Annotated in this window: 12 protein-coding genes; all 12 read right to left on the bottom strand. The window is 31.1% G+C overall.

Going from position 1 to position 12,320, the window contains the following annotated elements:
* Positions 1–25: 25 nt before the first annotated feature.
* A complete protein-coding gene (locus I0Q91_RS02430) occupies positions 26–226 on the bottom strand; it encodes a hypothetical protein (protein WP_270452634.1) in 201 nt (66 codons plus the stop codon).
* A 130-nt stretch (positions 227–356) separates the two neighbouring features.
* Entirely contained in the window at positions 357–788 is a 432-nt protein-coding gene (locus I0Q91_RS02425) for a Fur family transcriptional regulator (protein ID WP_270452632.1), read from the bottom strand.
* Positions 789–886: 98 nt separating this feature from the next.
* Positions 887–2,731, bottom strand: coding sequence for a HAMP domain-containing sensor histidine kinase (locus tag I0Q91_RS02420; protein WP_270452630.1), 1,845 nt, complete (start codon positions 2,729–2,731; stop codon positions 887–889).
* Entirely contained in the window at positions 2,703–3,404 is a 702-nt protein-coding gene (locus I0Q91_RS02415) for a response regulator transcription factor (protein WP_270452627.1), read from the bottom strand. The genes I0Q91_RS02420 and I0Q91_RS02415 overlap by 29 nt, the downstream gene beginning before the upstream one ends.
* A gap of 83 nt (positions 3,405–3,487) precedes the next feature.
* A complete protein-coding gene (locus tag I0Q91_RS02410; protein WP_270452625.1) occupies positions 3,488–3,973 on the bottom strand; it encodes a ferritin family protein in 486 nt (161 codons plus the stop codon).
* A 72-nt stretch (positions 3,974–4,045) separates the two neighbouring features.
* On the bottom strand, positions 4,046–5,815 hold the full coding sequence (locus I0Q91_RS02405; protein ID WP_270452623.1) for a glycoside hydrolase family 13 protein: 1,770 nt from the start codon (positions 5,813–5,815) through the stop codon (positions 4,046–4,048).
* Positions 5,812–6,663 (bottom strand): maltose ABC transporter permease MalG, encoded by an 852-nt coding sequence (gene malG / locus I0Q91_RS02400; protein ID WP_270452621.1) that lies wholly within the window; start codon positions 6,661–6,663, stop codon positions 5,812–5,814. Before malG ends, I0Q91_RS02405 begins: the two co-directional genes overlap by 4 nt.
* Positions 6,656–8,224 carry a maltose ABC transporter permease MalF gene (gene malF, locus I0Q91_RS02395; RefSeq protein ID WP_270452619.1) on the bottom strand — a complete coding sequence of 523 codons (1,569 nt, stop codon included), beginning with the start codon at positions 8,222–8,224 and terminating at the stop codon, positions 6,656–6,658. The genes malG and malF overlap by 8 nt, the downstream gene beginning before the upstream one ends.
* 90 nt (positions 8,225–8,314) lie before the next feature.
* On the bottom strand, positions 8,315–9,508 hold the full coding sequence (locus tag I0Q91_RS02390; protein WP_270452618.1) for a sugar ABC transporter substrate-binding protein: 1,194 nt from the start codon (positions 9,506–9,508) through the stop codon (positions 8,315–8,317).
* 99 nt (positions 9,509–9,607) lie between these two features.
* Positions 9,608–10,624 carry a LacI family DNA-binding transcriptional regulator gene (locus I0Q91_RS02385; RefSeq protein ID WP_270452616.1) on the bottom strand — a complete coding sequence of 339 codons (1,017 nt, stop codon included), beginning with the start codon at positions 10,622–10,624 and terminating at the stop codon, positions 9,608–9,610.
* Between the two features lie 158 nt (positions 10,625–10,782).
* Positions 10,783–11,910, bottom strand: a complete 1,128-nt coding sequence (locus I0Q91_RS02380) for a peptidoglycan DD-metalloendopeptidase family protein (RefSeq protein ID WP_270452615.1) — start codon at positions 11,908–11,910, stop codon at positions 10,783–10,785.
* Positions 11,911–12,034: 124 nt separating this feature from the next.
* Positions 12,035–12,310, bottom strand: coding sequence for a metal-sensitive transcriptional regulator (locus tag I0Q91_RS02375; RefSeq protein ID WP_270452614.1), 276 nt, complete (start codon positions 12,308–12,310; stop codon positions 12,035–12,037).
* Positions 12,311–12,320: the final 10 nt, after the last annotated feature.

Genomic DNA, 12,320 nt, shown 5'->3' with positions numbered 1-12,320 from the left:
TTAATTATCCAGTTATCCAGCTTTATTAGGAAATATAGTAGATTCCTAAAATATTATCTCGATAAGGATAGGCCATATTAAATGAAAGGCTATTTGATTTTAAAGTTTCTCTTACTCTATCTAAAAATCTATTTGACAAATTAGACATAGTTATCCCTTGGTCTACATCTACTTTACTTATTAGATTAAATACGAAATTCATCTGACTTAAATAGCCCTTAATCATTTTTGGCCCTCCTTTCTTATTAGTAATTAATTTTATTAATTTTTCACAGTTTAATATTTAATTTTTTTTATTAATTCATTTATATTATACATAGTATTATTAAATAATGCAAGTGTTTTTTTGATTTTTTTTATTTTTTTTGAGTTTTGTTAATACAATCCGGGCATATACCATAGATATTAATACTATGGTCAATAATTTTATAATCAGTTTTTTTCTTTAATTCATCTTCATATCCTTCTAAGGGACAGTCCAGTGGCTCCATCTCTCCACATTTTGTACAGATTAAATGGTGATGATGATTACTTCCTATTGATAGCTCATATAATTTTTTATTATTATTTACTGAACTAACTTCTTTGATAATGCCTAAATCTTTAAATGTATTTAAATTTCTATAGACAGTTGATAAACGAGATTTTTCCAATTTATTTTTAAGTAAATTATGAATATAATTTGCTGAAACTGGCTGAGAGATATTTAAAAGAATTTTAAAAATTTCTTTCCTCTGTTGAGTTAATCTAATCCCATGTTCTTTAAAAATTTCATTTATTTTAGTCATTAAATCATCTCCTAAATTATCATACTCTTTAAATCTAATTATATATTAAATATAAAAAATTTTATAGTTAAAAAGCCTGCTAAAGCAGGCTTTTTCCATTAACTATTATCTTTAGGGATTTTAAAGCCAAAAGTAGATCCTTCACCATACTTGCTTTCTACAAAAACATCTCCATCATGATTTTTAATGATTTCTCGACATATAGATAATCCCAATCCACTTCCAGAAGAACCAGGAGTTCTTACCTTATCTAATTTATAAAACCTTTCCCATATATTATCAATTTCATCCTGTGGAATACCTACTCCCTGATCAACAACTTTTACAATAACATATTGATCATCTGAATCAATTATTAATTTAATTTTACTATATTCTGGAGAAAACTTTCTAGCATTATCAAGAAAATTAAATAATACCTGTTTTAAACTCGCCTTACTAGCTTTTACACTTACTAATTCTGCATTATTTATAACTTCTATTCTATCAGCTAAAGGACCTGATTTATTAAAAGTTTTAGTCACTTCTTCAATTAATTTTTGAATAGAAACTGTTTCTTTTTCTTTTATAAAATCTTGATTTTGATATTCAGCTAACCTTAATATTTCATCTACTAACTCTGTTAAGCGATCACTTTCATTTAATACAATTTCTAAATATTCCTCTTGTTTTTCTTTATCTTTAATAATTCCATCTAACAAAATTTCTGCTGAACCTTTTATTGAAGATAAAGGTGCTTTTAATTCATGAGATACATTAGCAACAAAATCCTGCTGTAATTTTTCAAACCTCCAGCGGTCACTAATATCCTGAAATAATATTACAATTCCCCAAACTTCCTCTCTCATTATAATAGGATTACACCTTAAAATTATTCTTCTACTACTTTTATTTTTATTCATATCTTTAGCAAGAGTAAATTCTTCTTTTATAGATTTTTTATTTTTTAATGCTATTTCAATTGAATCTTTGACCTGTTGAGGTATATTTAATTTTTTATAATTCTTACCAACAGAGTTTTTGGAAACATAAAATATTCTATTTAAAGCATCATTTATTACTATTACATCCTCTGATTTATCAACAGCCAGGACTCCTTCTTCCATTCCAGTCAAAATATATTTTAACTTATTACGCTCTCTTGTTAAATCTGTAATGCTTTCTTTTAAATTTAACGAAAGAGAATTAAAACTATTCTTTAAGTTATTAATTTCTTTACTTGCATCATCATCATTTAACTCTATCTGTCTACCATAATCACCTTTTTCTAACTCAGTAACTACCTGACTCATATTCTGTAATGGACTTGCAAGTGATTTAGACCAACTATATGCTAAAAATATACCTAATAAAATAGCAATTAAAGATGAGTACACCATAAGTTGTCTGACCTGTCTTACTGTAGAGTTAATACCTTCTACAGAAGTAAATACAAGCAATCCAGCAACTACATTATCCATCTGTCTAACTGGCATACCAATCAGTAACATCGGTCTTTCAAAATGTCTTGGTTCAACTCTTTGAGATATAATATTACCTTCAAAAATCTGCTCTGCATTTAAAAATCTAATATTAGAATCTTGAGTTTCAAGATAAGGGTGACTATCTATCATTAATCCTTCTTCATTAATTAGCCAGGCCTGGCCAGAATTAATTTCTGCAACTAATTGCAAGCTATTCTGCACCATATCTTCGTCATCTTCGATTATAGAGTTATATAGTGCTTGATTTAAAACCTGACTATTATTAACTATATCTGTTTCTGTCTTTGAAAAATAAAAATCATCAAAAAAATAAATAGTTGCTAAACCTAATATCATTATAACAATTAAAGACAATAGTAAAAACCTGATAAAGAGTCTCATGAACAAGGTATTGACACCAAATGTAAAGTTATCAGGAAAATTGATAATATTATTTTTTATCTTTTTTATCAGTTTCAAATTTGTAACCTACCCCCCAGACAGTTTCAATATATTTATCAGCCTGGTCTCCTAATTTTTTCCGGAGAGATTTTATATGGGTATCAACAGTTCTAATATCCCCAAAATAATCATAACCCCAAACTTTTTTTAATAACTTTTCTCTATCAAAGACAATTTTAGGAGATGAAGCCAGGGTCCATAAAAGGTCAAATTCCTTCGGTGTTAAATCTACTACTTCTCCATAAACTTTTACACTGCGTTCATTTTTATTTATAGATATATTATCATATTCTAAAATGTCTTCTCCAGCACCATCTTTTGATTGATCTAATCTTCTTAAAACTGCTTTTGCTCGAGCTACTACTTCTTTAGGACTAAATGGCTTGGTTACATAATCATCAGCACCTAATTCTAATCCAGTTATCCTATCAGAATCTTTGGTTTTTGCACTTAATATAATAATTGGAGTCTTATTAGCAGGTCTTAATTTCTGGCAAACTTCCCATCCATCCATTTCAGGCAACATAATATCAAGAACAATAAGATCTGGTTTTATTGAATCTATTTTTTCTAAACCTTCTTTTCCTGATTGAGCTGTATGAACTTTAAAGTTTTCATACTCGAAATATTCTTTTAAAATTCTAATTATATGATTATCGTCATCTATTATCAAAACATCATAATCTGGCAAAATCATCTCTCCCTTTCTTGAAATTATTTATAACAAGTAACCCTGGCTTAAAAAGCCAGGGGGTTATAATTTACTCTTAAATATTAGAATGGGGCAAAGCCCTGTTCATTCCACCAATCTTCCTGGAGTAATTCATAATGATTCTGGAATTCTTCCATATGCCCTTTTTCCCATTCTATAAGGGTTTCATATAATTCTTTAGCTTCTGATGATTGAGAATTTTTAGCTGCCTTTTTATAAAATTCAATTGCTTCTTTTTCCATTTTTACACCAATACTAAAAACCGATAAAGCTAATGAACCTTTAAAGATATCTTTCTTCTCCCAATCAAATATCCCTGGCTTCTCTGGGGGGTTTTCAAAGCTAAGCTCAGTATCCTCAGCACCAGACATTTTATTATAAAGTTCTTTTAACCAATTTATATGCTTTTGTTCTTCGCCTGCTATTTTTTCAAAAGCAGCTCTAGTATCTTCATCTTCTGTACGAGCAGCAGCAAGCATATAAAAATCAAAACCCTCCTGCTCAATAAGAACAGCTTTTTTAAGAATTTTATATTCTTCTTTATTCATTAATTTAATACCCCCTTCTTATTGTTACTTCAAGTATATAAAATTTTCTTTTTATTTGCAAATAATCACTACCTAAATAACAACAATATTATTGGGAAAAATTATAAATTCATCAGTTTTAGGATCTATATCATAAGAATTTAAATTAAACTCAGGTTTACTATTTAAAATAAATTTTCTTAATTTAATTTGCAAATTGTCTAAATTTAAAATTTGTTTTTGTTCAGAAAAATTTGCTATAATTATCTTCTTATTTTCATTAGTTTCTAGTGCAAAAACTAAAATATTTTTTACAGCATCTGAATAAATCTCTTTATATTTACCATTTTGAAAAATTAACTGATCTTTATAATATTTAATTAATTTTTTATAATGCATTAAAAGATCTGTATTCTGATTTTGGGGGTTCCAAATCATCGTTCTTCTACAGTCAGGATCATCTCCTCCTGTTAGCCCAATCTCAGTACCATAATAAACCATTGGGATACCTGGCAATAAAAATTGTAGAGTTGAAATAAGTTTAATTTTCTTCTCCTTCTCAGATTGCTTTAAATTCTTAAAATACCAGGATATTCTTGGAGTATCATGAGTATCTAATAAATTCAAGAGTTGATTAGGTATTTCTGTTTTATAATTTTTAAAGTTATTTTGAATTCTTTTACTAAAAACGTCTGCTGTAATAGCTTGATCAATTATTAATGAAAATATATCTTTTTGAAGGTCATAATTCATTACTGAATCAAATTGATCTCCCTCTAACCATTTATTAGCTCTATACCATACTTCACCTATAATAAAAATATCAGGTTTTATCTCTTTTAAAGTTTTTCTAAACTTATACCAAAAATCAGAAGAAACTTCATCAGCAACATCTAAACGCCAACCGTCTAAATTTAATTCTTGTGTCCAGTACTTTGCAACCTCAAGAAAATAATCCTGAGTTTCTTGATTGTTCATATTTAGTCTTGGCATCTGTTTGACATTATTAGCAAAAGTCTTATAATTTATTTCATTAAGACTTAAAGGAAGACTCTCTGGATAATACCAATTTAAATATTTAGAATTCCTCCCATTCTGAAGCAAATCCTGAAAAGCAAAAAAGCCTGATCCAGAATGATTGAAAACGGCATCTAATATTATTTTTATATTCCTTTTATGAGCTTCTGCTACTAATTTTTTAGCTACCTTTAAATTACCGAAGTTTGGATCAATCTGATAATAATCATCTATGTTATATTTATGATTACTTGGAGACTTAAAAATCGGGGTAAGGTAAATGGATGTAATCCCAAGGTTTTCTAAATAGTCTAATTTATCTATTATTCCCTGAAGATTACCACCATATATTGAATTGCTTTCTGGTAAAGTTCCCCATTTGCTTTTAGCCATATTTTCTTTCCCTGAGCGATTAAACCTATCAGGAAAAATCTGATAAACTACCTGTTGCTTTGGCCACTCAGGCCAAGCTGGAATATCTGATTCATTAATTATTGAAAATTGAAAGTATCCTGAATGATGACCTCTAGGCCTTTTAATTGAAAATCCTTTTTCATTATACCAATATCCATTTCCTATAAAGTCTTCAAGATAAAACATATATCTTACTCTAGTATCATTTAAGTTAAGCCTAATTGAATAAATGTCTTTTTCGGCTGTCTGATACAATAATTTTAGTTTTTTACTATTAGATGGGTCCTCACTCTCTGAATATCTTGGGCCATATAGAAGTACTACCCGGGAAATATCATCCCGGGCAGTTTCAATTCTTAACTCAAGTGTATTCTCATCAACAACTGATTGTTGAACTGGGTTATATGAATGAGTAATTGCTGATAATATCATCCTTTAACAGCTCCACCAGTTAGTCCACTAATAATATGGTCCTGAACTAACATAAATAGTACTATTATTGGGATAGCACCAATAATTGCTGCAGCAGAAAAGGTCCCCCAGCGAGCTCCATATTGATCTGATATAAATAGGTGCAACCCTACAGCCAGTGTATATTGCGATGATGAGCCAAGTATTATTCTTGCAAGAATATATTCAGAATAAGTCGCTATAAACTGTAAAATAAAAATAACTACAAGCATAGGTCTAATTAATGGAGCTATAATTAGTCTGAAAGCCTGAAATTTCCCCGCCCCATCTATATATGCTGCTTCTTCTAAAGAACGAGGTATAGTATCCATATAACCTTTCATAAGCCAGGTGTTTACCCCTATAGCTCCTCCTAAATAAATTAAGATTATTGCTGGGTGAGTATTTAAACCTATAGCAGGAAAATATCTTTGAATATTTAAAAATAACAAATATATTGCTACCATTGCTAGCATCTGAGGAAAAACCTGAACTAAGAGAATAGCAAATAAACCTTTCCTTCTAAACTTAAATCTAAACCTAGAAAAAGGATAAGCTGCAAGTGTTGTTAAAGTAACTGCCACTACAGAAGTAATCAAGGAAATTTTTATACTATTCCATAACCAGAGTAAAAAAGGGTGTTGAGTAGATGTTGCAAGAGTTCTATAGTGCTCAAAAGTAACATCAGGTGGGACTATTGTCTGCCCAACTAATGTATTAGCAGGATTTATAGATGCTGAAAATGTCCAGGCTACTGGAAACATAGCAAATGCAATTGCTAACCAGATTATTAAATGCTTTATTATACCTATTTTTTTGTCTCTACTCATTTTCTTTCACTTCCTCAAGTGCCCCGGTAAATCTAAAGTTAAACCAGGTTATTGTCGCTGTTATCATAAATATTATTAAAGTAACAGCACTGGCAAGTCCAAAATCCGCTCCTCTACCTGTCTCAAAGGATAGGCGATAAGTATAACTTATCAAAATATCTGTCCCACCTGCAGGTGTTTGAGCTCCTGCAATTGCTGGACGTCCTTCATTAAATAGATAGATAATATTAAAATTATTAAAGTTAAAGGCAAATGAAGCAATTAATAATGGGGCTACAGTAATAAGAAGTAATGGCAATGTAATGTATCTAAATTTCTGCCAGATACTAGCACCATCAATTATTGCTGCTTCATACAAGTTTTTATCAATACTCTGTAAAGCTCCTAAAGTAATAAGTAACATATAAGGGAAACCTAACCAGAGATTTATAAATACTAAAGCCGCTCTAGTCCAGAATACATTATGCATAAATGGTAATGCAGATAAAAAGGGCAGTGAATCTAATATTCGATTAATTACCCCTACTTCTGGATTAAATAAACCCCTCCAGATTAATACAGAAATGAAAGCAGGCATAGCATATGGAATTATTAAAATAGTCCTATAAAATTTTCTGAATTTTAATTTTTTATCATCTAAAATAAGAGCTAATAATAATCCTAAAGCGAAAGTTGTTCCTACACTTAAAATAGCCCAGGCAAATGTCCAGACAAAAACTCTAAAGAATGGCTGTAAAATTCTTGGATCTCTTAATAGTCTCTGATAATTTCTGGATCCGACAAAAGTTCTAAAGCCTGGTGAAAGCCTACCTACTTCTTCATTATAAAAGTGACCTCTAACTGGTGTAAACTCATAACCATCTCTTAAATCAATAATCTTATCTTCTTCAGATATATATTCATACCTTTGTCTGTATAAAGCAAAAGAATTAAGATCTTTCATTCTAAGTTCATTATCCCTATAATCAATCCTTAATGCCTCTAACCTTCCTAAATTCTGAATAACTTCTGGTTGTTCAAGGCGAGTGTAACCATTAATTTCGTCAATATCTCCATCATCGGTTGAATCTATTAACCTATCATCAGTATCAGAAATTTCTTCAACAGAATAGTCTATAGTATCTCCTAATAATAAATCCCCTGTTTCTGGATCTTCAAATAATAATTTAAACTCATCATCTTCTGATTTAAATACAGTAAAATTATAAGTTCTAGTATCTTCAGGTAAAAAGGTCCTGCCTTCAAGTTGGTTTATAACCTGATCTTTATCAAGCATATTTCCTGTACCATAATTAGTAGTTGAAATATAAATTGTATAAAAAATTGGATAGACAACTAATAAAATCATAAAAAATGTTCCTGGTATAATATATCTCAATGGATAGACTTTATCAGAAATATAGATATAATTAATTAAAATCATTACTAATACAGTAATACTAACAAGAATCCAGCCTTCAGTAACTATACCAACAATTACACTCCAAAGAGCTAAAGCATTAAAAATTGCTAAAAATATAATTTTAAAAATAAATGACTTATTCTTTTTCCACAAATCCAATTATCTCCCCTCCATTTCATGGGGTTGAAAACGCCGGCATATTAATTATGCCGGCATTTTCTAACTTAATAGTTTATTGTAATCATATTTTTATTCTGATTCTTCAATTGTTGTAATAATCTGATCAACAGCATCATTTAATGCTTCTTCTGCAGTTTGATCTTGATTTAGAGCTAAGGAAAGTGCATCTTCCCAGGCACTCCAGACAGCAGCCATCTCTGTAATTGCTGGCATTGGAACTCCAGTTTCAGCACTTTCAAGAACACCAGCTGTATCTGGATCTTCAGATGCTCTATCACCAGCAGGAATAAATGTTGGAGGACGGTCATCTATTTCATAAAAGCGATACATTACATCTTCAGTTGCAACAAATTCATTTAAAAATGTCTGAGCAAGTATTCTGTTTTCAGAGAATGAAGAAATCATAAAGCCCTGAACACCAACAAATGGACGAGGATCATTACCATTCATTGTAGGAAGACTTGTAAATCCATAGTCAATACCTGCGTCTCTAATATCTGCCGCAGCCCATGGTCCAGTTAACATCATTCCTGCATCGCCACTAGTAAAGATACTCATCATTGTCTCATAATCGATATAAGGGATATAGCCGTCGTAAAGTTCAACTAGTTCTTCAAGTGCCCTTATTGATCCTTCATTGTTAAGTCCTATATCCATTGGATTTAAAACTCCATCTTCATCTTCACCAAAGACATAACCACCATAGCCACTAAAGAATGGGAAAGTGTGATAAGGATCAGGTTGGGGCATTACAAAACCATATTTCCCTTCATCTCTATCTCTTAAATTTCTAACCATTTCAGAGAATTCTTCAAATGTAGCTGGTGGCTCTTCTACAATATCTTTATTATAGAAAAGGCCAATAGCTTCAATAGCATATGGCATACCATATAAATCTTCGCCCCACATAAATGCATCAAGGCCTGTTTCCATGAATAGATCTGGTGATTCCAAATTAATCGGCTCAATTAATCCATTAGCAACTAATTCTCCCATCCAATCGTGGGCTCCAACAATAATATCTGGACCTTCACCTGCGGGCCCCTCTATCGCTAAATCATCTCTAATGTCGCCAAAAGGCTTCTCCTGTACTTCTACAGGTATTCCATACATTTCTTCGAACTCCCCTTTGATATCTTCTAATACAGGAGTTCTTGTATCATCGGCCCAAATTAGAAGTTGACCAGGAGTTGAAGCTTCAACAACATTCGCCATACCAAATACCATAACTAAAGCAAGCATTAAACCAATTACTTTTTTCATTTTTTAAAATCCCCCTATTGTTATAGTTTTAAAGATTCTTAAAATTAAACCAGCATTAATTTAACCTACCACCTCCAGGTTGAAATTTGTTTTTGCTATCTATTTGAATTTTAATGATTCCCTCTCAATTATTTCAGTAGGTATTATTTTTTCTTCACCATTATAAGATGTATTTTCAAGCATTTTGATTAACATAGATATTGCTCTTTCACCCATATCAACTATTGGAATTTTTACAGTAGTTAATGATGGTTTTAAATATGAAACCAGTGTATGGTCATTAAAGCCTACAATACCAATTTGGTCTGGAACAGAGAAACCAAGACTTTCAGCAGTTTGAACTGCTGCCATACCAAGTAAATCGTCAAATGCAATTAATGCATCTGTATTATGATTAGATAAAATCCTATAAGCAGATTTTTCTGCTGATTCAAATGTGAAATCTGTAAATTCTATTCTATCAGGGTCTAAGCTCAAATCGTTTTCTTTAAGAGCATCTATTACTCCTTTAAGCCTATCGCCAGTAAATACATAATCTTTATGGCCTGCAAGAATTGAAAACTCTTTATAGCCAGATTGAATTAATTTTATAATAAGATCATATGCAGCTTTGTAGTTATCATTATCTACCCTGGGAATCGATTGATATTCTTGACTTCTACCAATTAAAACAAATGGATAATTATTTTTAAGCAACTGTTTAATAAGATCATCATTAATTCTAGAAGCTAAAAGTACTAGTCCATCAACTCTACCAACTTTTAATTGTTTTAATGCCTCTTGATACTCATCTTCATAATTATCTGCTGCTGTTAATAGTAGGCTATAATTTTTCTCCTGGGCTACTGCTGCTATCCCCTGAATTACCCCTGAGAAAAAAGGATTTGCCAGGGCTCTATCAGTTGGTCTAGACATAACAAGACCAATAGATCTAGTCTTTTGTTTTACAAGACTTCTCGCAATCGCATTAGGATAATACCCCATTTCATCCATTATAAATCTTACTTTATCTTTAGTTGATTTACTTATATTGGGACTATCACTAATTACCCTGGAAACTGTTGAAGGAGAAACTTCAGCCTCTTTTGCTACATCTTTTATAGTAACCTTCTTCATTCTCATCACCTTTATTTATTTAAAAGATATAAACTTATTAAATGCAAACGCTTGCACTGATGTTCAAAAAAATATTGTTATCTTATTTTAACTAATTCTACATCAAAATAAAAAGTCCTGCTTTTTAAAAAGAATTTTTTAAAAAGCAGGAGATAAATTTACCTTAAATATCCGGCAGGATCAACTGGTCTTCCATTGACTCTAACTTCAAAATGAAGATGCGGACCAGTTGAGCGACCTGTATTTCCTGAGCGAGCAATAACCTGCCCCCTATTAACTCTTTGTCCTGAGCTAACATTAAAGGAATTTAAATGAGCATAGAGTGTTCTCATTCCTTCCTGATGTTGCAAAATAACTGTATTACCATATCCAGATGACCAACCCACATAAACTACCCTTCCGCCACCAGCTGCTTTTACAGGTGTACCTATAGGTACTGCATAATCTTTACCGTCATGATGGCTTCCCCAGCGAGGACCAAAAGGACTACTTATTCTCCCTTCAACTGGTCTAACAAACATTTGATTCAATCTATCCTGATAACCAAATTCTGGTTCTGCACCTGGTAATATTATGTTTTTACCTTGAGATATATTTTCTGGATTTCTGATGTTATTAGCCTGTTTAACTTCTTCTTTATCTAAATTATATTTTGAAACTAAATCTTTAAAAGAATCTCCAGGCCCTATCCTGTACATTATACCTCTTACAGGAAGTATTGTTAATTCGTCACCTGGCATTATTTGATTCATATCATTTATATCATTTGCACCTATTAATGTATCAATATTTATGTTATGTTTACTTGCTATAGTCCAAAGACTTTCTCCTGGCTTAACAACATGGGTTTTAATATCAGATAATAAGTTATAATTACTATAGTCTTTATTTACTGCCTGGATAAATCCTACACCCGTTATTTCTTCAAGTCTTTCCTCAAGTTGACGATCAAATTTTTCAGTAGCTTCATCAGCTAAATTAATATTTCTATCTGAATCTTCTTTTTGCCAGGATAACTCTTTTTCGCCTATAACAAAATCTGTCCTATTATTATAAGAATTTACTGGAAAAGCATTTGAACTTATGTAATCAATATCATTCTTAACCTGGTCAGATGAATTTAAAAAGTTAAAATTTAATAAAGATAAAGGGGAAGCAGTATCTTCATAGATTAACTCAGAATCCTCCTGAATTTGAGCTCCAATTTCATTAATTATGGGACTGGATTGAATCCCCAGCAAGAAAACAAAAATTAAACATACCAGAGCCAATTGTTTTTTTGACATTTGCAAGCCTCATCCCCAATCTATGTATATTTATTTGATCTTTCATATAATATTATATACTATTAAAATAAAAAAGTCCAGCCTTATATGAAATAATAGGCAAAAGGCCGGACATAATTTTTATCTAATCAACAAAGCGATTAACTGTATCTAATAATTCTGGAACTACATCTTCGGTATTACCATCTTTAATAGCATTACTAACACAGCCCTCAACATGACGCTGTAATACCTTCAAACCAACATTCTTTAAGGCCCCTCTGCTAGCTGCTATCTGAGTTAAAATATCAATACAATACTTATCTTCTTCTATCATTCTGGCTAAACCTCTTACCTGTCCTTCTATACGACTTAAACGATTTAATAATGCTTTTTTATCTTCACTTTGTAATGAGCTCATGATATCCCTC

Source organism: Halonatronomonas betaini, assembly GCF_015666175.1.
In the GTDB taxonomy this organism is placed as follows: domain Bacteria; phylum Bacillota; class Halanaerobiia; order Halanaerobiales; family Halarsenatibacteraceae; genus Halonatronomonas; species Halonatronomonas betaini.
Note: the sequence above shows the minus strand (reverse complement) of the source record. Positions and strands in the feature narration are given on the sequence as shown.

Bases quoted from the DNA above. Each gene is read 5' to 3' on its own strand.
- I0Q91_RS02410 (WP_270452625.1), bottom strand. From the start codon at position 3,973: ATGAATAAAGAAGAATATAAAATTCTTAAAAAAGCTGTTCTTATTGAG.
- I0Q91_RS02430 (WP_270452634.1), bottom strand. From the start codon at position 226: ATGATTAAGGGCTATTTAAGTCAGATGAATTTCGTATTTAATCTAATA.
- I0Q91_RS02385 (WP_270452616.1), bottom strand. From the start codon at position 10,624: ATGAAGAAGGTTACTATAAAAGATGTAGCAAAAGAGGCTGAAGTTTCT.
- I0Q91_RS02390 (WP_270452618.1), bottom strand. From the start codon at position 9,508: ATGAAAAAAGTAATTGGTTTAATGCTTGCTTTAGTTATGGTATTTGGT.
- I0Q91_RS02405 (WP_270452623.1), bottom strand. From the start codon at position 5,815: ATGATATTATCAGCAATTACTCATTCATATAACCCAGTTCAACAATCA.
- I0Q91_RS02380 (WP_270452615.1), bottom strand. From the start codon at position 11,910: ATGTCAAAAAAACAATTGGCTCTGGTATGTTTAATTTTTGTTTTCTTG.
- I0Q91_RS02375 (WP_270452614.1), bottom strand. From the start codon at position 12,310: ATGAGCTCATTACAAAGTGAAGATAAAAAAGCATTATTAAATCGTTTA.
- I0Q91_RS02425 (WP_270452632.1), bottom strand. From the start codon at position 788: ATGACTAAAATAAATGAAATTTTTAAAGAACATGGGATTAGATTAACT.
- malG (WP_270452621.1), bottom strand. From the start codon at position 6,663: ATGAGTAGAGACAAAAAAATAGGTATAATAAAGCATTTAATAATCTGG.